The sequence below is a fragment of the Mycobacteriales bacterium genome (assembly GCA_035504215.1).
Taxonomy (GTDB): Bacteria; Actinomycetota; Actinomycetes; order JAFAQI01; family JAFAQI01; genus DATAUK01.
Genome location: DATJSI010000100.1, coordinates 1 through 20,526, shown reverse-complemented (window position 1 = coordinate 20,526; position 20,526 = coordinate 1). Strand labels below are relative to the sequence as shown.

Below are 20,526 nucleotides of genomic sequence, written 5' to 3'. Positions count from 1 at the left end.
TCCACCGGACCCGCTCGGTCCGCCGGACCCGCTCGATCCGTTCGATCCGATCGGTCCGCCGGACCCCTTCGATTCGCCGGATCCGTTCGATCCGGTCGACCCCGCCGACCCGCTCGGAGAACCGCCGCCGCTCACCGAGGACGAGTACTCCGAGGTGCTCGCTGCTCTCGACCACGGCTTCGGCAGCTACGCGGCCCGGGTGTACGACGTGCTCCGCCGAGCCGAGCTGGTGGGTTGAGCGAGCGCGGACCCATGGCGTTCACCTACGACGCCGGCGCCTCGTGCTGTCGATCAGGACCTGCACTCCGTCGAGGATGCGGTCGAGACCGAACGCGTACTCCTCGGCCTCCGGCGTACCCGACGGGGATGCTCCGACCGACTCCGACCAGGCGAGCCGATACAGCCGGGGATAGGTCGCCTCATCGACCAGGGTTCGTAGCAGCGATTCGAAGCTCCACTGCGCGGGCGGTGCTGCGCCCGCAGCCTCGGCCGATGCCTGCGCCGCCGCGCGCGCAGCGTCGTGGGCCATCCGCGCCTCGCTGAGCGTGTACGAGCTGATCAAGCCGATGACGCGAATCTTGTCGGCGTCGTCGAGCCCGGTCCGGTCGAGCGTCTCGAGCCCGCGCTCGACGAAGGTGAGCGAGTTGGGGGCGAGTGGCGGGGCAGCCATCGGCATCTGCGTGATCCACGGGTGCCGGTCGAGCATCTCGCGTTGCACCATCGCCCACGCGCGAAGACGTGCGCGCCAACCACGCCCCGGCAGCACGAGCGCCTCGGCACCCTGGGCGCTTGCATTCCACATCAGCTGAAGCAGCTCTGCCTTGCTCGAGACGTAGCGATACAGCGACATCGTCGTGAAGCCGAGCTCGCCCGCGACCCGCGCCATCGACACCGCATCCAGGCCTTCGGAGTCCGCAATCCCGACCGCGGCAGCCACGATCGCGTCGAGCGTCAGTCCCGGTCGAGGCCCTCGGCTGCCGCGCTCGCGACGTCCCCAGAGCAGGTCAAGCCCCGGCGGCAGCGGTGGCTGCGGCTCGGTACTCGGCGGATCGTCGTTGCCCGGCGGTTCGGTCGTTGGCATAACACGTTGACTATAACTGCGTGTCGCGCATACAGTTCCGTCTATGAGATACACAGTTACTGCTCATGGGATCTCCAAGTCCTTCGGCAACCAGCTCGTCCTTGATCGGATCGACCTGTCCATCCCGACCGGTTCTGTCCTGGCTTTGCTCGGGCCCAATGGAGCAGGCAAGACGACGATGGTGCGGGTGCTCGCGACGCTGATCCCGCCGGATGCGGGCTCGGCGACCATCGCCGGCCACGATCTGCTCGACGATCCGATCGGCGTCAAGCGCGCGATCAGTCTCACCGGTCAGTACGCCGCGGTGGACGATCTGCTCACCGGGTCGGAGAACCTGGAGCTGATGGCGCGGCTGCGGCGACTCCCGCGCAAGGCCGCGCGGGCTCGTGCCGAGGAGCTCCTGGCGGCCTTCGGGCTGAGCGATGCACGGAGCCGGCGAGTGTCGACCTACTCCGGCGGCATGCGGCGCCGGCTCGACCTTGCGATCAGCATGATCGAGCGGCCCCAGCTGCTGGTGCTCGATGAGCCGTCGACGGGTCTCGACCCGACCAGCCGCGAGCAGCTGTGGGCCACGGTGCGTTCGCTCGTCGACGAGGGTGTGACCATCCTGCTCACGACTCAGTACCTCGAGGAGGCCGACCGCCTGGCCGACGCGATCCTCGTGATCGATCACGGGCGGGTTGTGGCGCGCGGCTCGGCCGAGGAGCTCAAGGCAGGCGTGGGCGATGACGTGCTGCGCCTGGAGTTCGCCGATGTCGCGGCCTGCCGCGCAGCAGGGCGCCTGCTGGGAGTGATCCGCAACGACGAGGCAGCGCACCGGCTCGATGTCCGCACCGATGGGTCGTCCAACGATGTGCTGAAGATCCTCGGTCGGTTGGCCGAAGCCGGCATTGATGCGCGTCGCGTCACGGTGAAGCGGCCCAACCTCGATGACGTGTTCCGATCCTTGACCGGAACGCCCCACGACGACAAGAAGCTGGAGGTTGCGTAATGTCCGCCGCCCATCTGGTCTCCGACGTGGAGGTCATGACACTGCGCTGCATCAAGCGTTCGTTGCGCAATCCGGAAGCCTTTTTCACCGCCTTGATGCTGCCGGTGGTGCTGATGCTGCTGTTCGTCTACGTCTTCGGTGGCGATCTCAACACCGGCGGCAAGTACGTCGACTACGTCGTACCCGGGCTGATCGTGCTGTGCGCCGGGTTCGGCGCGGGCACGACCGCCGTCGCCGTGGCGACCGACATGAGCAACGGCATCATCGACCGGATCCGATCGATGCCGGTCCTGGGGGCCACCTTGCTGGCCGGGCACATCATCGCGAGCCTGGCGCGCAACCTGCTGGCCACCGCGCTGGTGATCGGCGTCGGGCTCGGCCTCGGCTGGCGGCCGAGCGGGTCCGTGCTCGACTGGGTTGCTGCGGCCGGCGTCATCGTGCTGTTCGTCCTTGCCTTGTCCTGGCTGGCGGCGGGGGCCGGGTTGCTCGCGGGTGATGCCGAGGCGGCGACCTCGATGTCGATGGTTCTGATGTTCATCCCGTACGTGAGCACGGCCTTCGTACCGGCGCACACGATGCCCCGCGTGCTGGCCGATTTCGCTCGCTACCAGCCCTTCACCCCGATCATCGAAACCATGCGCGGGCTCTGGATGGGGCACACCTCGACGGGCGCGTCGGTGGCTCACGAAGCCGTCCTCGCAGTCGTCTACTGCGTCGCGATTCTCGTGGTCGCATCAGTTGCGGCAAGCTGGTTGTTCCGGCACCGCACCGCACATTAGGCCGTCGGCGTGATCGGCGACGACACGCTGGGTTGCTGCCGATCACGTGCCCGGCCAACGGCGGTCGGTCGGGGACACTGGCCGCGTGCTGATCTTCCTTGCGAAGTTCTTCAGCGTCCGGGTGCGGCGCCACATCACGGTGTTGTTCGCCGCGTTCGTCGTGGTGGTGCTCGGCGGCGCCGGCGTGTTCGCCGCGACCCAGGGGATCGGCTACGGCAGCGCGCTGTACTGGGCTGTCACGACGGCGACCACGGTCGGGTACGGCGACATCTCGCCGCACAACACCTCGGGCCGCATTGTCGCGTCGGTCGTCATGCTGACCGCGATTCCGTTGCTCGGTGCGATCTTCGCGGTCGTCACGAGTGCGTCGGTCTCCGCAGGAATCCGGAGGTTCATGCAGATGGAACATCACTTCCCGGCCGGCGTGTATCGAATCGTCGTCGGTAACCATCCGACCGTTCCGGCGATCGTGCGCGAGCTGGACGAGGCCGACGTGGATGTCGTGGTGATCACCGACCTCGATGTCGGGTCGGTCCCGGACGACGTCCACGTCATTCACGGTGCGATGACCGACCCCGGGGTGATCGAGCGCAGCCGCCCGTCCGGAGCGGACCACATCCTCGTCACCGCGCAGACGGACGGCGACGTCCTTGTCAGCGCCGTACTGCTGCGCCGGGCGGCGCCCGACGTTCCGATGACCGCGCTGACGAACTCCAACACTGTCAGGGAAGCGCTCGAGGCACTCGGCGTCCAGCAGACGCTGTCGGTGGACGCGATGGTCGCGCACACCCTGGCCAAGACACTGGAGACGCCGCACGCCGGTCCTTTGGTCGAGCAGCTGATGGACTCCGACGACCACGCTCTGGTTGAGATCGACGCCGCACCGGACGCGGTCGGCAAGGCCCTCAGCGCCGTGCGCCGCGATCACGACGGCCTTGTGCTCGCCCTCGTGCACGAAGGAAAGGTCGATCTCGGCATCGGGACCGATCCCGTGCTGGCGAGTGGCGATCGGTTGCTGCTGGCGACCCAGCGGACGGCTGCGCGGTAGGAACGCTCGACCCGCTGCCCGAAGGCTAGGTAGTTCATAGGTATGCCTGATCGCGACCGGATCGTGACCGGCAAGTGTCACCCCCGCGCGCAAGACTGGGGCCGCTCCGGGCCGCCACGGCGTCCCGGCAAGCGGCTCGCGCGGGCAACCGAGGAGGCGAAGTGAGCGGAGTACGACTGCTGGTGGGGACGGCGAAGGGTGGGTTCGTCCTCACCGCGGACGGTAGCCGGGATGACTGGGACGTCAGCGGCCCGCACTTCGGCGGGTGGGAGATCTACCACATGGCCGGCAGCCCGGCCGATCCCGACCGCATCTACGCGTCGCAGTCCACCGGCTGGTTCGGCCAGCTGCTGCAGCGCTCGAACGACGGCGGCAAGACCTGGGAAGCGGTGGGCAACCAGTTCAGCTACGAAGGGACACCGGGCACGCACCAGTGGTACGACGGCACGCCGCACCCGTGGGAGTTCGCTCGGGTCTGGCACCTCGAGCCGTCGGCGACCGATCCGGACACCGTCTACGCGGGAGCCGAGGATGCCGCGCTGTTCAAGACGACGGATGGTGGGGCGAGCTGGAAGGAGCTGTCGGCACTGCGGACGCATCGCACCGGTCCGGACTGGCAGCCCGGCGCGGGCGGCATGTGCGTGCACACCGTGCTGATCGACCCGCGAGACGCCGACCGGCTGCACGTCGCGATCTCGGCGGCCGGTGCGTTCCGCAGCGACGACGCGGGCGCGAGCTGGCAGCCGATCAACAAGGGTCTGCGCTCCGCCGGCATCCCGGACGAGGACGCCGAGGTCGGCCACTGCGTCCACCGGATCACCCGGCACCCGGACCGGCCGGACACGTTGTTCATGCAGAAGCACTGGGACGTCATGCGCAGCGACGACCGCGGCGACTCGTGGCGCGAGATCAGCGGCGACCTGCCCACCGACTTCGGCTTCCCGATCGCGGTCCACGCGCACGAGCCGGACACGGTCTACGTCGTACCGATCACCAGCGACTCGCTGCACTACCCGCCGGAGGGCCAGCTGCGCGTCTACCGCAGCCAGGTCGGCGGCGAGGACTGGGAGCCGCTCAGCAAAGGGCTGCCGCAGCAGGACTGCTATGTCAACGTCCTGCGGGACGCGATGGCGGTCGACTCTCTCGACCCGTGCGGGCTGTACTTCGGCACCACCGGTGGCCAGGTCTACGGCTCGGCCGACGCCGGCGACAGCTGGCAACCGATCATCAGCAACCTCCCGCGCGTGCTCTCGGTGGAAGTTCAGACCCTGACGTGATCCGGGTCGTGCTGCCCTACCATCTGCGCAACCTCGCGGGAGTCGGATCCGAGATCACGGTCGAGGTGGGCGACCCGCCGACCCAACAGGCGGTGATCGACGCGCTGGAGGCTTCCTACCCGGCGCTGTCCGGCACGATCCGGGACCCGGCGACGATGCGACGCCGGCCGTTCATCCGGTTCTTCGCCTGCGAGGAGGACCTCTCGCACGAGCCACCGGACGCGCCGCTGCCGGCGGCGGTCGCGAGCGGCGCCGAGCCGTTCTACGTGATCGGCGCGATGGCGGGCGGCTGACGGCGACGCCGGTAGGGTCGCGTCGAGCCGGCTGCGGTGCCGGAGTCGGCAGCGGGAGGTCCGGTGACCGCGACCGCTCGCAGCAAGGCCGCGAGCGCCGCGATCCTGCTCGCCTGGTGTCTGCTCGCGATCGGCGACAGTGCGCACGCCGGCTACTACAGCACTGCCGGACTCGCCTGCATCGTGGTCGGCTTCGCGCTGACCGTGGTCGTGGCCGGTAGCGGCGCGCGGCTCGAGATCCCCGACCGGCGGTTGCTCGCCGTGCCCCTGCTGGTGTGTGTCGTGGAAGCGGTCGTCGCGCCGTCCAAGGCGTTCCTCTACATCCATGGCGGCGACCTGCTCGCGATCCACCTGTTGAGCGTTGCGGCCACCGCGGGCGCAACGCTTGCGCTGCTCGTGCCCGAGCGGTGGCAGCGCGCCGCTTGGTACGCGGTCGTGGCGCTCGCCGCCGCCGCCGGCATCGTGACCATCGTCCTGATCAATGACCCGAACATCGACGTGTGGGACCTGTTGCAGCAGTCGAGCACCGGCCTGTTGCACGGCGACGACCTGTATCGCCAGCACTGGCTGCACAGCACGGGGCTGCAGAACGTCTACCCGTACCTTCCGGCCAGCACGCTGCTGCTCGCGCCGTTCCGCTGGGTCACCGGAGACGTGCGGTTCGGCCTGCTGGCCGCGTCCGTGGTGTCGGCGCTGGTGCTCCGTCGTTACGGCACCGCCCGCTCGTCCATGCTGGCCGCGTTGCTGATCGTCATGCCGGACTGGGTCTACCTCATCAACCGGTCCTGGACCGAGCCGCTGCTGGTGCTCCTGCTCGCGGCCGCAGTCCTCGCGGTCGACCGTGATCGCCAAGGCTGGGCGATGGTCGCCCTTGCCCTCGCGCTGGCCAGCAAGCAGCCGATCGTGCTGCTCGTGCCGGTGTTTGCCATCTGGCCGTCGTTCGGGCTGCGCCGCACGATCGGCTCGGCGCTGATCGCGTTTGCGATCGTCCTGCCCTGGCTGATCGCCGGGCCACGCGACCTGTGGCATGACGCGGTGCACGCGCAGCTCGCGCTCGCCGCCAAGACCAAGGCGCTGAACGTCTCGGCGCTGCTGCTGCAGCACGGGCACAAGGTCGGCTTCTGGCTGCTGGCAGCGACACTGCTGGCGAGCTATGCGGTCATTGCCGCTCGCGTTCCACGCACTTCGTCAGGGCTGGCGCTGTCCTGCGCCGTCGTGATGTGGGCCTACGACCTCGCGAACACGCAGACCTTCTTCAACCACTACGTGTTGCCGCTCGGGCTGCTGGTCGTTGCTCTCGGGACGACCGGCGCACCTCGACCGGTGCCGGCGCCCGCTGCGACCGGCTTGCGGCCCGAGGAGTCCTCTTCGTGATAGTCCTCTTCGACGTTGACCGCCCATACGTCGTGTGAGGTGCCGTTGACCAGGTTGTCGACGGACAGCATCGCGGTCATCATCGAGTGGTCCTGATTGTTGTACTTGTGCATGCCGTTGCGGCCGACCGGGTAGACGTTCGGCACCTCGGCGGCGATCCACTCGCGAATCACGTCGACCGCGTCGCTGTAGCCCTCGTCGTAGACCGGGTAGGCCTTGGGCATCCGCACGACGTACGACGCCTCGACCTGGCCGTTGCCGACCAGCCCGAGCTCGATCAGCTCCTTCTCGGCGAGGATCGCAAGGTCGTCGTCGCGCATGGTCCAGAGCTCGTCGCCTTCGAAGACGAAGTACTCGAGGCCGAGGCAGGTGCGACCGTCCTTCACCAGGTACGGCGACCACGAGCCGAAGTTCTGGATCCGTCCGACCTTCACGTCGGGGGAGTGGATGTAGATCCAGTTGTCGGGGAAGCTCGCCGACTCCGGCACGACCAGCGCGACCGTGAGGAAGTCCCGGTGCGACAGCCGGTGGGCGGCGGCACGAACCCGGTCCGGCGCGGGCGGGTCCATCGCGAGCACCAGCGCGGGCAACGGCATCGAGCTGATGACGGCGGTCGCCGGCGTCGTCGTCGACACACCGTCGCGGTCGCTTGTCACGACCGCGGTCGCGCCGGTCTCGTCACGCTTCACCGCGGTGACCGCGGTCGTCATCTCGACCGTGCCGCCACCGGCCCGGACCAGCTCGGTGCAGCGCTCCCACATCATCCCGGGCCCGAGCTTCGGGTACTGGAACTCCTCGATCAAGGTTGTGATCTCGGTCTGGTTGCGCCGGGGGAGCAACGAGTTGAGCACCGCATTGAACAGCGAAAGGTTCTTGATCCGCTGTGCCGCCCAGTCCGAGGCGATCTCGCTCGCGGGCACGCCCCAGACCTTCTCGTTGTAGGTCTTGAAGAAGGTGCGGTAGAGCCGCCAGCCGAATCGTGCCGCGACCCAGCCTTCGAGGGTTGACTGGTCCTTCGGCGGGTGGATGCGGACCCAGATGTAGGACAGCACGCACTTGACCGCCTCGACGATGCCGAGGTTCTTCAGCGCGTTCGAGGCCTTCAGCGGGTAGTCGAACAGCTTGTTGTCGTAGTAGATCCGGCTCATCCGGGGGCGCAGCAGGAACTCGCCCTCGGGCAGGATCTCGTGCCAGAGATCCTCGACCGCGCCGACCTTCGTGAAGAACCGGTGCCCGCCGATGTCGAAGCGCCAGCCGTCGCGTTCGACCGTGCGGCTGATCCCGCCGACGACGTCGTCGGACTCGAACACGGTGACCGGGCGACCGGCCTTGACCAGCGCATAGGCTGCGGTCAGGCCGGCCGGGCCGGCTCCGATGACAGCAACCTGCTCGTCCTGCCGCGACACCGAACTCCTCCGGGTTACTCGCGCATCCATGACGCGGCTCCGGCCGGAGCCCCACGTGTCGATGATGGCGGTCATCCCATCGTAAGGTGCCCACCCCGCGCGCGGCCAACCCGACGAAGATCGACACGGCGGCGATATCGTCAGTCCCTGCTGGCCCGGCGGCGCGGAAAGCGGCGCCCTTTTACGACGATCGGGACGACCCACGTTGCTCAGGCGCCCACCCGATCTTCGCCCGATGACTGTCGGCGGCGGGCGGTCGCGGTCGGCGTACTGGCTCCCCGGCTGGCCGCTGATGCTGCTCGGTTCGCTTGCGCTCGGGGCCATCTCGCTGCTCGTGCTGCCGCGCAGCATCGCGTACGACCCCTGGTCATGGCTGATCTGGGGCCGGGAGATCATCCATCTCCACCTGGACACCCGCCTTGCGGCAACCTCGGTGAAGCCGCTGGCAATCGCGTTCGACACCGTGTTCGCGCTGTTCGGAACGTCGGCCGCGCCCGCGCTGTGGCTGGTGGTCGCTCGAGCGGCGACCGTGCTCTCGCTGGTGCTCGCCTACCGCCTGGCGGCACGGCTCGGCGGTCCGGCCGCCGGGCTGGTGGCCGCGATCGGGCTGGCCGCGTCCAACCAGTTCCTCGCCTACCTGCTCGTCCAGGGCATGTCCGAGCCGATGGCGGCCGCCGCCGTACTGGCTGCGATCGACTTGTACGTCGACGGACGCCGCCGGTGGGCGTTGGTCGCCTTGCTGGCGGCCGCGTGGCTGCGGCCGGAAGCCTGGCCGTTCCTGATCTGCTACCTGCTGTGGTTGGCGTGGCCGGGTTCGTGGCTGCGGCGCTGGATCGCCCTTGCGGTCGGCATGTTCGTGCCGTTCTCCTGGTTCCTCATCGACTGGTTCGGTGCGCGTCAGTTCAACCGGTCGGCCAACGCGGCCAGTCACCAGAGCCAGGGCGGCCCGCTGTTGAGCCGCGAGCCCGGTCTCGCGACCGTGCGCGAGACGTGGAAGCTGCTCTCGGCACCGGTCGAGATCCTCTTCGTCATCGGCTTCCTGGTCGCGGTGTGGATGTGGTGGCGCGACGCGCGCTCGAACGCGTCGGTCTGGCTCGGCCTCGGCGCGCTCGGCTGGCTCGTCGTCGACGCGGTCCTTGCGCAGGGCCATTTCGCCACTGGTGCTCCGCGCTATTTGCTGCCCGGCGACGCGCTCGCGTGCGTGGTCGTCGGCGTCTTCGTGTCGGACCTGCTGCGGTGGGTGCGGCACTCGCGGCTGGGCAGCCGAGACGCTCTCGCTGCCGCGGGCCTGGTCTGCGTCGTGCTCGCGCTCTGGCTGCTCCCGCGCGCGATCACGCTCGGTCGCCAGGTGCGCACCGGCGTCCACAGCGGCCGGCTCGCGGTGCGACTCGAGAACGCGCTGCCGCGCGCGATCGCACTTGCGGGCGGGCGGGCTGCGATCGAGCGCTGCGGTCCGGTCAACACCCAGCGGTTCCAGGTGCCACTGGTCGCCTGGCATCTCGACGTACCGGTGGGCACGATCGGGATCGTTCCGACACCGACTGGCACCGTGTTCCAGATCAGCCGGGCACCACGGGTGCTAGAGAACGAGCGCTCGAGCTACCACTACCGCGGCGTCGTCGGCCCGGCGGTCGCTCAGTGGACGGTGCTCAGCACCTGCGCTCCGCCCCCCGCCGGCTGAGCCCTGGTGCGCATGGCCCATAGGTGGGGTCATCGGCCCACCAATGGCCCATGCGTGGGGCTATAGCCCCACCAATGGGCCATGCGTACGAGCGAGGGGGTTACTTGACGGGGAACTCGTCGACCGCGTACTTCTCGAACGCGCCGTGGGGCAGCAGTGCCTGGTTCGGTACGCCGCGAGCGGCGGTGAAGGACGACAGCAGGCTCGAGCAGCCACCGGCGAGGGTGTTGTAACCCTCCTGGTAGATCAGCCAGACCCGGTGACCGGCGGCTCGTTTGAGCGCGGTCCGGGCGAAGGCGATCGGGTTGGCGGTCTCGTTGCGGTGCGCGTAGTTGACCCAGTCGACCATCGCCGCCGACCCGAACGTCGGGTAGACGACCTGGGTGCCTTCGTGCGGAGCCAGCCGGTTGACCGCCGGCCCGAGCTGGTCCGGGCAGAACACGACGAGGTCGTGCGGGTTCGCCGCCTTCAGGATGGTCGCGACCTGACCGGCTTGGGTTCGGAGCTGGCCGGGGATCAGAGCCGCGCTCGCAAGACTGAGCGCAACGACGATCGCGAGGACCGGCGTGCGGTAGTTGATCGGCAACGCCGCGATGCCGGCCGCCACGACGAGCAGGATCGGAGCGACCGCGATCGCGCTGTACCGCGGCGAGTACGACGTATTGGTGAGGTTGCTGGCGATCACGCCCACCGCCATCACGACGACGCCGAAACCGAGCACGAGCAGTGGCCATCGACGTACCGGCCGGCCGAAGCTGAGTCGTCCGGTGGTCGTCGCGTAGCCGATCAACGCGATCGCCGCGAGCAGGTAGTAGCACCACCGCAGGAACGGCGCGGTCAACCCGTCCCCGACCCAGGCACCCAGTGTGAGCAGCGGAACCTCGAAACCGGGCGGGCTGCCCCACGGTGCTCCCGTGTGCGCGTTCTGGTAGGCGAAGGATGGGAACCACGGGATGAAGGCGAGGCAGCCGACCACCATCGGGACCAGCAGGCGCAACGCACGGCGCTGGCCGCGCCACGCAGCGACGGCCACCGCTACGACGAAGGTCGCGAGCAGGAAGAACGACCAGTACTGGGTGAGCACCAGACAAGCGGTGACCACCGCGGCGGCGATGTTCGCCCCCCACCCGCCGGTGCGCCAGACCGCCTCGTAGGTGAGCATCGCGAGCAGGACGAGCAGGAGCAGCAGCGAGTACATCCGCGTCTCGCTCGCATAGCGGACCACGAACGGGCAGGTGGCGAGCAGGAGAAGCGCCGGCCAGCCGGTGTCCCCGACCACCTTGAACCGGCGGGCCACGACGTACATCACCGGAAGCGACAGCACCGAGAAGATGCCGGACAGCGACCGTACGGCGAAGTCGCCGGTCCCGAAGGCGGCCATCCAGTAGTGCAGGAGCAGGTAGTACAGCGGCGGCGAGCCGTCCTCGCGCAGCGCGCTGAACAGGTGGGGCAGTGACCGGTGCGCGATCGACACGGTCTGCGCCTCGTCGAGCCAGAGCGGCGACGGCGCGATGAAGCGCAGAGCGACCGATGCGAGCAGCACGACCACGACCGCGGGCCGGATCCAGCGCTCGTACCGGCCGGTGGCCACAGGCGTGGGCGCGGTGCCGCCGGCATCCACCCGCACGTCCGGTTCGGGTGCGGGTGCGCCGGTCAGCAGCACCGCGGAGTCGTCGTTTTGGGTCGTCTCACCGGGCACGTGCATTTCCTGTCGGGATTGCGTCATGTATCGCGTGTACCGCCGAACCGTAGGGTATGGGTCGTGCCTCCCAGCAACCGCAAGGACCGCCCCTATATCGAGGCGGTGCGCTCGGCTGCGTTGGAGGACTTCCGCCGCCGGCACGAGACGCTGAAGTTCGCTCCCACCGTCGCGGTCATCGCGGCGCTGAACGAGCGCGACAGCATCGGCGCGGTGCTGGACGCGATCCCCGAGACGGCCTGCGGGCTCGAGGTCGACACGCTCGTGATCGACGACGGGAGCACGGACGGGACCAGCGAGGTGGTCGAGGGCCGCGAACGGGTCTACCTCGCCCGGCTCGACCGCAACTGCGGCCACGGCATCGCCCTGCGGCTGGGCTACCAGCTGGCGAGTGAGTTCGCGGCCCAGTACGTCGTCACGCTCGATGCGGACATGCAGTGGGACCCGGTCGAGATCCCGACCGTGCTCGAGCCGCTGGTTCGCGACGAGGCCGACTTCGTGATCGGGTCCCGCGTGCTCGGCACGGCGGAGACCGACGACCGTTTCCGTCACGCCGGCGTGACCTTCTTCGCCGGGCTGGTGAGCCTGCTGACCCGCACCAAGGTCACGGACACCTCGAGCGGCTTCCGGGCGATGCGGGTCGGCCTGACCCAGGTCGTTCCGCAGATCCAGGTCCAGTACCAGACCTCGGAGCTGCTGATCGGCGCGATCTACCACGGCTACCGCATCGCCGAGCGGCCGATCACGATGCACAAGCGGCTCGCCGGCGAGAGCAAGAAGGGTCACAATTTCCTGTATGCCGGGCGCTACGCGCGGGTAATTCTCACGACGTGGTGGCGCGAGTCGACGCGGGCGAGGCGCGCGGGTCGGCCGAGTCGGCCGGCGGCCGGCTGATGGCGATCGCGCCCGGGCAGGAGGGCCTCGACCTTCCGCCGGACCCGGCGCCGGTCATCGTCGGCAAGCCAAGCTTCGGCGCGCGGCTGCACGCGTTCGCGCTTCGCACGAACGATCGGTTCAAGGCGGTGGAGCGACGCGCTCCGCGGGCCATCGCGATCGCCAGGGTGGTCTACCTGCCGCTCGCGATCGCGCTCGTCGGTTACATCACCTACCGGGCCGCGACCAAGATCGACATCAACCACATCCGGCTCTGGGCGCTCGGCTTCGCCTACCTCGCCGCGCTCGTATGGTGGATCGCGCTCGCCTGCGGCTGGTCGGTGCTCATCACCGAACGCATCCATCGCCGGCCGTTCGAGCAGTGGTGCAAGACGCAGGTGACGCGCTACCTGCCGGGCGGGATCTGGGCGCCACTGACTCGCGCCACCACGGTGCGCGGTCGGGTTCGGGACAAGGCAGCAGCGGTAGCCGCGGAGAACGTGATCGTGCTGGCGGCGGCGATCGGGATCGGTGCGCTGTGGGCGACCGTACACAACCCGGTCTGGCTGCCGCTCGCGCTCGTCCTCCCGCTGCCGATCCTTTGCGGGCGCTGGCTGGAGCGGCGCAGCCGGGTCACGCACTCGGGCGTGTTGCGCGCCACCGGGACGTACTCCTTCGGGTACGTCGCCTACGGCGTCGCCGGGATTCTCACTCAAGTTGCGGTGTCGGGGATCCGGGAGCCGACCTACCCGTTGTACGTCGCGGGCGCGGCGTGCGTCGCGTGGGCGGTCGGCCTGGTCGTCGTCTTCGCGCCCGGTGGAGTCGGCGTACGCGAAGTCGTCTATATCTGGCTATTGCACGATCTGTATCCGCACTCGCAGCTGCAGGCGGCGGCGATCGCGTCGCGGCTCGTGACCGTTCTCGCCGAGCTCACCGTGCTCGCGGTCGTGTCGCTAGGCTCGAGGCGCGCGTCGGCGCAGCCGGCGGACGTGGAAAGGGTGGTTCGGTGAAGGTCCTGATTCTCGGTGGCGACGGCTTCTGCGGTTGGCCCACCTCGTTGCACCTGTCCGAGCAGGGCCACGAGGTGCGCATCGTCGACAACTTCGCGCGCCGGCAGGCCGACATCGAGCTCGAAGCGTCGTCCCTGACGCCGATCACCCCGATGGGCATCCGGCTGAAGGCGTGGAAGGAGGTCTCCGGCAAGGAGATCGGCTTCGAGCGCTTCGACGTGGCGGTGCACTACCACCGGCTGCTCACCCTGCTGCAGGAATGGCAGCCCGACGCGGTCGTGCACTTCGCCGAGCAGCGGGCGGCGCCGTACTCGATGAAGTCGTCGTGGCACAAGCGCTACACGGTGAGCAACAACCTCAACGCGACCAACAACCTGCTCGCGGCGATCGTCGAGGCCGAGCTCGACATCCACGTCGTACATCTCGGAACGATGGGCGTCTACGGCTACGGCACGGCCGGGGTCAAGATCCCCGAGGGTTACCTGCAGGTCGAGATCCCGGTCGGCAACGGCGAGACCGTGTCGTCGGAGATCCTCTACCCGCCGAACCCCGGGTCGATCTACCACATGACGAAGACCCAGGACCAGCTGCTGTTCGCGTACTACAACAAGAACGACGGCCTGCGGGTCACCGATCTTCACCAGGGCATCGTGTGGGGCACGCAGACCGCCGAGACCGGCCGCGACGAGCGGCTGATCAACCGGTTCGACTACGACGGCGACTACGGCACCGTGCTCAACCGGTTCCTCATGCAGTCGGCGATCGGCTACCCCCTGACCGTGCACGGCACCGGTGGCCAGACCCGCGCGTTCATTCACATCCAGGACACCGTGCGCTGCATCCAGCTCGCGCTGGAGAACCCGCCGCAGTCCGGCCAGCGGGTGCGGGTGCTCAACCAGATGACCGAGACACACCGGCTGATCGACCTCGCGAAACTCGTGTCGCGACTCACCGACGTCGAGATCGACTACGTGAAGAACCCGCGCAACGAGGCCGAGGAGAACGACCTGATGGTCGAGAACGGCCAGCTGATCGAGCTCGGCCTCTCACCGATCACCCTCGAAGAGGGCCTGCTCGAAGAGGTCACCGCGATCGCGCAGCGCTATGTCGATCGGGTCGACATCGACAAGATCCCCGCCCGCTCGCTCTGGCGCAAGGACCGCAGCTAGCCGGGCGGCGAACTTCGTACGCGAGGTTGTGAGCATGACGTACACGCGGATGGATCGGATGACCGCGGAGGACTGCGCCCGGATGGACGGGCCCTCGGTGCCGACGTTGGACTTCGTGCTCGGTCAGCTCGAGCTGCTGAAGGATGAGGATCCCGGCGCCGCCGCAGTCGACCGCTACACGCACTCCCTGCAGACCGCGACCCGTGCGCTCAACGACGGAGCGGACACGGAGACGGTCGTCTGCGCGTTGTTGCACGACATCGGCGACAACCTTGCGCCCGAGAACCACGCCGAGCTCGCCGCGTCGGTGCTGCGGCCGTTTGTCGGTGCGGAGAACTGGTGGGTCGTGAAACATCACGACATCTTCCAGGGCTATTACTACTTCCACCACATCGGTAAGGACCGCACGATCCGCGACGGGTACCGCGACCATCCGTACTTCAAGTCCTGCGTTCGGTTCTGCCAGCGGTGGGACCAGATGTCGTTCGACCCGGCGTACCCGACCGAGTCCCTCGACCGGTTCCTGCCGATGGCGCGCGAGATCTTCGACCGGACGCCGGCCGACCTACTGGTTGTCCGCGACTGAGCCCGAGGTCTGCGCCGGTGCCTCAGCCGGCGCGGCCGGCTTCCAGCGCGCGCCACACGAGCTCGGGTGTGATCGGCAGGCGGTCGAGCTCGACGCCGAACTCAGCGAGTGCGTCGCAGATGGCGTTCGCCACCGCGGCCGCGACGGGGATGCAGCCGACCTCGCCGGCGCCGCGGACACCGAAGGTCGTTACCGGTGACGCGACCTCGGTGTGCCCGAGCTCGATCGGCGGCAGGTCCGCCGCGGTCGGGACGAAGTAGTCGAGCATCGTTCCGTTGACCAGCTGCCCGCTCTCCGGGTCGTAGCGCAGCTCCTCGCCGAGCGCCTGGCCGAGACCCTGGGTCAGACCGCCCCTGACCTGGCCTTCGACCAGCTTCGGGTTCAGGGGAGTGCCGCAGTCGTGGACCATCACGAGCTTCTCGATCGTGAACTCACCTGTCTCGGCGTCGACGCTCACCGTCGCCGCCGCTGTCCCGAACGAGTACGCCGCCTCCGGAGGCTCGAAATACGCTGTCTCGTCGAGACCGGGGCTCTCGCCGTCCGGCATGCCCTGGCCGAGGATCGCGCCGGTGAAGACCTCGGCGAGAGACACCGACACGCCATGGTCCGCGCGCATCCGCACCACGGTGCCGACCAGCTCGAGCTGAGCGGGATCGACCTCGAGCTTCCGGGCCGCGATCCGCAGCGTCTTGGCGAGGAACCGGTCGCCTGCCTCGAGCAGCGCGCCTGCCGCGGCGATCACCGTGCGGGAGGCGAACGCGCCGGTGTTGAGCGGCGAGTTGCCGGTATCGCCGTGGTGAAGCGTGATCGCGTCGTAGGAGATACCGACGACCTCGCTCAACATCTGCGCGAAGACCGTCTCGCTGCCCTGGCCGATGCTCGAGACGCCGGAGTAGAGGTCGATCCCGCCCGAACGGTTCGCCCGGATCGTGACCGACTCGTGGGCGCCGAACAGCGACCCCCGGGCGGCAAGGAACTTCGAGCTGGCGTAGCCGGTTCGCTCGACGTACGACGAGAACCCCACGCCGCGGTAACGGCCGTCGGGCGCCGGGCCGCGCCCAGCTGCGCGCCGCGCTTGGTAGTCGACGGCGTCGGCCGCCATGCGCAGGCAGGCCTCGTAGTCGCCGCTGTCGTAGATCGCGCCGACCGGGTTGACCCATGGGAAGTCCTCGGGCTGGACCATGTTCATCGCGCGCAGCTCGACCGGGTCCAGGTCGAGGCGGCGGGCGAGGGTGTCCATCAGCCGTTCGTAGGCGAAGTTGACCTCGGGCTGGCCGTACCCCCGGTAGGCGCCGATCGGCGTCTTGTTCGTGACCGCGATCCGGCGTTCGACGAAGCCGTCCTCGACCTTGTACGGGCCGTTGAAGACCACCGTCGACAGCTGCGAGGACCCGAACGGCGAGTTGAGCCCGCCGAGATCGTTGACGTAGGCGTCCGTCATCCCGACGATTCGCCCGTCCGCGCGCGCGCCGATGCGGTAGACGTGCACGGACTCGCGCGCGTGCGTCGTTGCGCGGAAGTGCTCGAGCCGGTCCTCGACGTACTTCACCGGCCGGCGCAGCGTCATCGCATGCAGGCCGGCGAGGACGTCCTCGGGGTAGGCGCCGAGCTTCAGCCCGAAGCCGCCACCCACGTCGGATGCGACGACGCGAACGTGTCCCTCGTCCAGCCGGAGGCACTCGGCGAGCTGCTTGCGAACCAGCTGCGGCGACTGCGTCGACACTCGCGCGGTCAGCATCCGGGCACCCGGCTGCCACTCGGCGAGCACGCCGCGGGTCTCCATCGGCAGCCCGGTCACGCGGTTGACCACGAAGCGACCCTCGACCACCACGTCGGCTTCCGCCAACCGGGCCTCGACGTCACCCCGTCCCTGCGGGTTGCAGACCAGCAGGTTGTCCTCGAGGGCGTCCGGCTGGATGACGGTCGCGCCCGGAGCGAGCGCGGCGTCCACGTCCGAGATGTGCGGGAGCGGCTCGTAGTCGATCGCGATCAGCTCGACCGCGTCCTCGGCGATGTGGCGGGTCCGGGCCGCAACGCTCACCACCGGCTGACCCTCGTAGGTCGCGGTGTCCTGGGCCAGCGCGTAGTGGGTGATCACCGGCGCTCCGGGCACGGGACGCAGGATGCCGATCGGTTCGCTGCGTTCGGCGATGTCGGCACCGGTGAGGATGTCGTAGACGCCGTCCAGCTCACGGGCGGCCTGCACGTCGATGCTGCGGATCCGAGCATGCGGGTAAGGGCAGCGACCCACCGCCATCTCGACCACGTGCGCCCGGTTGACGTCGTCGACGAACTGGCCGGCCCCGCGCAGCAGGCGGTCGTCCTCCTTGCGCGGCACGTCGGTGCCGATGATCCGCATCGCGGGTCGAGTGACCGCCCGCTCGTCGAGATCAGTCATCCGCTGCACCCGGCCGGGCACCGAGGTGTCGCTCGACCGCGTTGACGATGAACTCGTAACCGGTGCACCGGCACAGTACGCCGGCGAGCTCCTCGCGAATCTCCTCGCGCGTCAACGGCTCGCCGCCGCGCGCGAGCGCCGTCGCGGTCATCAGGAACGCCGGCGTGCAGAAGCCGCACTGCAGGCCGTGCTCCGACTTGAACGCCTGTTGCAGCGGGGACAGCGCATCGCCGTCACCAAGCGACTCGACCGTCTCTACCTCGTGCCCGTCGAGCTGTGCGGCGTACATCAGGCAGGACTTCACCGCCTCGCCGTCGAGAACGACCGTGCACATACCGCAGACGCCCTGCTCGCAACCGACGTGCGTGCCGGTGAGACCGAGCCGGTGGCGAAGGAAGTCGGTGACGCTGAGCCGGGTCGGAATCGTCTCCGTGACCCGCGTCCCGTTCACGACGACGGTCACGACGATGTTCGGTTCGCCTACCCCGGCGGATTCGGTGCCGAGCGGAACGTGCGCCGAGGCCGTCACGACGCCCGCCGCCGGGTGCGCATCATCGCGATGAACGACAGTACGGCGGCGATCGTGCTCATGACCGCGGCGATCCGGCTCCAGTAGTCGATGGGGGCGCCGGCGTCGCCGGGCGCAACGCGCCTCACCTCGGACGGACCGCGGACCGGCCTCGGCTTCGCCGCCGGCAGCGGCTCTCCGCGAAGCGCCGACTGGAGGTTCTCGGCGAACTGAGCGGTGACCTTGCCGGCCTGCTTCGCCACGATCTTCTGCCCGACACTGCCGAGCGCACCGGCCAGGACGACGTCACCGTCGATCGTGACCGACGTACCGCCGTCCACGCCGGAGAGCCGGACCTCGTTGGTGCTGCGGATGTGGCCCGCGGCTCCCCGCACCGACTTGCCGGTGGCCTGGAAGCGGATCAGCTCGCCCGCCACGCGTTCGAGCACCTCGACCGACGCCTCGAAGGTTGCGGACATCGGGCCGATCGCCTGGGTGGCGCGGACGTCGACGTTGTCCGCGTCGATCACCCGGACCTCCTCGACGCCGGGCATGCACTCGGCGACCCGCTCCGGTTGCTCGAAGAAGCGCCAGACGTCATCGACCGGCTCGCCGATCCGGAACTCCTCATGCAGTCTCACGACGGGTCTCCTTGGGGCGAGGCGGCGGACGCGGCACGCAGCTGCTCGAGCACCCGGCGCACGTAGATCGGAACCAGATGGCGGCGATATTCGGCGCTGGCCCGGATGTCCGTAGGCGGGTCGACCGCGGCGAGCGCCGCGTGGGCGGCGTCCGCGATCTCGGCATCGCTCATCGCCGTGCCGGCCAGTCCGGTGCTCGCCTCGGTGGCCAGCACCGGGGTGTCGTTGACGCCGCCGAGCCCGATCCGTACGTCGCGGAAGCCGGACACGGCGTTGCCGGACGCGACCGCCGCCACGCTGATCACGGCGAAGTCGTTGTGTCGCCGGGTCATCTCGGCGAAGGCGTGGTGCTGTGGGGTTGCCGGGAACACGATCTCGGTCAGCACTTCGCAGGGGTCGAGGCAGGTCGCGTACGAGCCTTCGTAGAGCTCGGCGACCGGAACCTCACGGACGCGGTCGGGCCCGCTGACCCGCACGACCGCACCGAGCGTCATGCAGGCCAGCGGCATCTCTCCCGTGGGATCGCCCTGCGCGAGGCTGCCGCCGATCGTCCCGCGGTTGCGAACGTGGCGGTCGCCGATCGCCCGCACCATCGTCGCGGCCAGCGGCAGCCGCACAGCGACCTCAGGCGAGCGCTCGAGGGTGCTGTACCGGACCGTCGCGCCGACCACGGTTCGGTCACCGTCGGTGCGGATGACGCCGAGCTCGGTGATGCCTCCGATGTCGACGACGGCGTCCGGCCTGATCAGCCGCATGTTCATCATCGGGACCAGGCTCTGCCCGCCGGCCAGCACTCGCGCGGTTCCGTCGTACGCCGTCAGCAGGTCGACCGCGTCGGAGACCGATCTCGCGCGGTGGTAGCCAAAGGGTGCGGCCTTCATAATTGTATGCAAGTATGCAATCAAGTGCCGTGCAGTCAAGACGCGCGTCCCGCGGAGAGGACCGGCGTGATCGACCCGGTGACCGCCTTCGACCGAGGCGAGAGCACGGCGGAGCTGCTGGCCCGCCGCCTCACCCAGGAGATCCTCGACGGCCACCTGCCGCCCGGTACCCGGCTGCGTGAGGAGGCGCTCGCGTCCCGCTTCCGGGTGAGCCGGACCCCGATCCGGGAGGCGTTGCTGCTGCTTGCCGGCACCGGGCTGGTCGCACTCGAGCGCAACCGTGGCGCCACCGTGCTGGCGCTCTCCGAGTCCGACGTCGCCGAGGTCTACCACCTGCGCGCCGTCCTCGAGGCCGAGGCGGCCGCGCTGGCCGCAACCCGGATGAATGGTCACGCGCTGGACCAGCTCGACCGCAGCTGTGACCAGCTCGCCCGACTGCACGAGGCGCCTGCGGCCGAGCAGCTCGCCGCCGACACGGCGTTCCACTACGCGATCGCCGAGGCCTCCGGCAGCGACCGGCTGTGCACGATGATCCGTCAGATCTGCGCGATTCCCGAGGCCTATCGCTCGTTCATGGCCTACACCGCGAACGACATGACCACCGCGGAGAGCCAGCACCGAGCAGTCGCGGCCGCGCTGCGCGCCGGGCGGCGCGGAGAAGCAGGCCGGTCCATGCGCCGGCACGTGCAGTGGGCCGGCGGCCTTGCTTGCGTTCGGCTTCGGCCGGTGCTTCGTCCGGAGTAGCGTCGAAACGGTCGGAGGGCGGGTCGCGTGAGCAGCACGTCAGCGGAGGCCGCGGCAGGCGGTCTGCGGTCGGTCGCCACGGCGCTC

20 protein-coding genes are annotated in these 20,526 nt (G+C 69.2%); 13 read left to right on the top strand and 7 right to left on the bottom strand.

Going from position 1 to position 20,526, the window contains the following annotated elements; translation table 11 throughout:
* A partial coding sequence (locus VME70_12520; GenBank protein ID HTW21021.1) for a hypothetical protein occupies positions 1-238 on the top strand: 238 nt, incomplete at its 5' end.
* 21 nt (positions 239-259) lie between these two features.
* On the opposite strand, the gene VME70_12515 is transcribed toward VME70_12520, so the two are convergent.
* Positions 260-1,081, bottom strand: coding sequence for a TetR/AcrR family transcriptional regulator (locus VME70_12515; protein HTW21020.1), 822 nt, complete (start codon positions 1,079-1,081; stop codon positions 260-262).
* 43 nt (positions 1,082-1,124) lie between these two features.
* On the opposite strand from VME70_12515, the gene VME70_12510 reads away from it, so the two are divergent.
* The 6 genes from VME70_12510 to VME70_12485 all read left to right on the top strand — a co-directional run bounded on the left by VME70_12510 (position 1,125) and on the right by VME70_12485 (position 6,843).
* On the top strand, positions 1,125-2,072 hold the full coding sequence (locus VME70_12510) for an ATP-binding cassette domain-containing protein (GenBank protein ID HTW21019.1): 948 nt from the start codon (positions 1,125-1,127) through the stop codon (positions 2,070-2,072).
* Positions 2,072-2,851: an ABC transporter permease gene (locus VME70_12505; GenBank protein HTW21018.1), complete on the top strand. Its 780-nt coding sequence runs from the start codon at positions 2,072-2,074 to the stop codon at positions 2,849-2,851. The genes VME70_12510 and VME70_12505 overlap by 1 nt, the downstream gene beginning before the upstream one ends.
* An 85-nt stretch (positions 2,852-2,936) precedes the next feature.
* The gene (locus tag VME70_12500; protein HTW21017.1) at positions 2,937-3,899 is read left to right on the top strand and encodes an ion channel; all 963 of its coding nucleotides are present in this window, start codon (positions 2,937-2,939) and stop codon (positions 3,897-3,899) included.
* A 161-nt stretch (positions 3,900-4,060) separates the two neighbouring features.
* Complete coding sequence (locus VME70_12495; protein HTW21016.1) at positions 4,061-5,176, top strand: exo-alpha-sialidase; 1,116 nt, start codon at positions 4,061-4,063, stop codon at positions 5,174-5,176.
* A gap of 8 nt (positions 5,177-5,184) precedes the next feature.
* Positions 5,185-5,469, top strand: coding sequence for a MoaD/ThiS family protein (locus VME70_12490; GenBank protein ID HTW21015.1), 285 nt, complete (start codon positions 5,185-5,187; stop codon positions 5,467-5,469).
* A gap of 63 nt (positions 5,470-5,532) precedes the next feature.
* Positions 5,533-6,843: a hypothetical protein gene (locus VME70_12485; protein HTW21014.1), complete on the top strand. Its 1,311-nt coding sequence runs from the start codon at positions 5,533-5,535 to the stop codon at positions 6,841-6,843.
* On the opposite strand, the gene VME70_12480 is transcribed toward VME70_12485, so the two are convergent.
* Positions 6,732-8,249, bottom strand: coding sequence for an NAD(P)/FAD-dependent oxidoreductase (locus VME70_12480; protein ID HTW21013.1), 1,518 nt, complete (start codon positions 8,247-8,249; stop codon positions 6,732-6,734). The genes VME70_12485 and VME70_12480 overlap by 112 nt on opposite strands.
* 235 nt (positions 8,250-8,484) lie before the next feature.
* Here VME70_12480 and VME70_12475 point away from each other — a divergent pair, with 235 nt between their 5' ends.
* On the top strand, positions 8,485-9,930 hold the full coding sequence (locus VME70_12475; protein HTW21012.1) for a hypothetical protein: 1,446 nt from the start codon (positions 8,485-8,487) through the stop codon (positions 9,928-9,930).
* A gap of 100 nt (positions 9,931-10,030) precedes the next feature.
* Here the strand turns inward: VME70_12475 and VME70_12470 are convergent, their stop codons facing one another.
* On the bottom strand, positions 10,031-11,656 hold the full coding sequence (locus VME70_12470; GenBank protein HTW21011.1) for a glycosyltransferase family 39 protein: 1,626 nt from the start codon (positions 11,654-11,656) through the stop codon (positions 10,031-10,033).
* Positions 11,657-11,692: 36 nt separating this feature from the next.
* Here VME70_12470 and VME70_12465 point away from each other — a divergent pair, with 36 nt between their 5' ends.
* The 4 genes from VME70_12465 to VME70_12450 are packed head-to-tail and all read left to right on the top strand — an operon-like array spanning position 11,693 to position 15,267.
* Positions 11,693-12,523 (top strand): glycosyltransferase family 2 protein, encoded by an 831-nt coding sequence (locus VME70_12465; GenBank protein ID HTW21010.1) that lies wholly within the window; start codon positions 11,693-11,695, stop codon positions 12,521-12,523.
* The gene (locus tag VME70_12460) at positions 12,460-13,512 is read left to right on the top strand and encodes a hypothetical protein (protein HTW21009.1); all 1,053 of its coding nucleotides are present in this window, start codon (positions 12,460-12,462) and stop codon (positions 13,510-13,512) included. The genes VME70_12465 and VME70_12460 overlap by 64 nt, the downstream gene beginning before the upstream one ends.
* Positions 13,509-14,681 carry an NAD-dependent epimerase/dehydratase family protein gene (locus VME70_12455; GenBank protein ID HTW21008.1) on the top strand — a complete coding sequence of 391 codons (1,173 nt, stop codon included), beginning with the start codon at positions 13,509-13,511 and terminating at the stop codon, positions 14,679-14,681. Before VME70_12460 ends, VME70_12455 begins: the two co-directional genes overlap by 4 nt.
* A gap of 34 nt (positions 14,682-14,715) precedes the next feature.
* Positions 14,716-15,267 carry an HD domain-containing protein gene (locus VME70_12450; GenBank protein ID HTW21007.1) on the top strand — a complete coding sequence of 184 codons (552 nt, stop codon included), beginning with the start codon at positions 14,716-14,718 and terminating at the stop codon, positions 15,265-15,267.
* A 22-nt stretch (positions 15,268-15,289) separates the two neighbouring features.
* On the opposite strand, the gene VME70_12445 is transcribed toward VME70_12450, so the two are convergent.
* Genes VME70_12445 through VME70_12430 form a run of 4 tightly spaced genes read right to left on the bottom strand, consistent with a single transcriptional unit; the run spans position 15,290 to position 19,695 of the window.
* Positions 15,290-17,665 carry a xanthine dehydrogenase family protein molybdopterin-binding subunit gene (locus VME70_12445; GenBank protein ID HTW21006.1) on the bottom strand — a complete coding sequence of 792 codons (2,376 nt, stop codon included), beginning with the start codon at positions 17,663-17,665 and terminating at the stop codon, positions 15,290-15,292.
* A complete protein-coding gene (locus VME70_12440; GenBank protein ID HTW21005.1) occupies positions 17,658-18,134 on the bottom strand; it encodes a (2Fe-2S)-binding protein in 477 nt (158 codons plus the stop codon). The genes VME70_12445 and VME70_12440 overlap by 8 nt, the downstream gene beginning before the upstream one ends.
* A 56-nt stretch (positions 18,135-18,190) precedes the next feature.
* Positions 18,191-18,814: an SRPBCC domain-containing protein gene (locus VME70_12435; protein ID HTW21004.1), complete on the bottom strand. Its 624-nt coding sequence runs from the start codon at positions 18,812-18,814 to the stop codon at positions 18,191-18,193.
* Positions 18,811-19,695: a xanthine dehydrogenase family protein subunit M gene (locus VME70_12430; protein ID HTW21003.1), complete on the bottom strand. Its 885-nt coding sequence runs from the start codon at positions 19,693-19,695 to the stop codon at positions 18,811-18,813. Before VME70_12430 ends, VME70_12435 begins: the two co-directional genes overlap by 4 nt.
* Before the next feature lie 66 nt (positions 19,696-19,761).
* Between VME70_12430 and VME70_12425 the strand changes: the two genes are divergently transcribed.
* Positions 19,762-20,439, top strand: coding sequence for a GntR family transcriptional regulator (locus VME70_12425; protein ID HTW21002.1), 678 nt, complete (start codon positions 19,762-19,764; stop codon positions 20,437-20,439).
* Positions 20,440-20,526 lie beyond the last annotated feature (87 nt).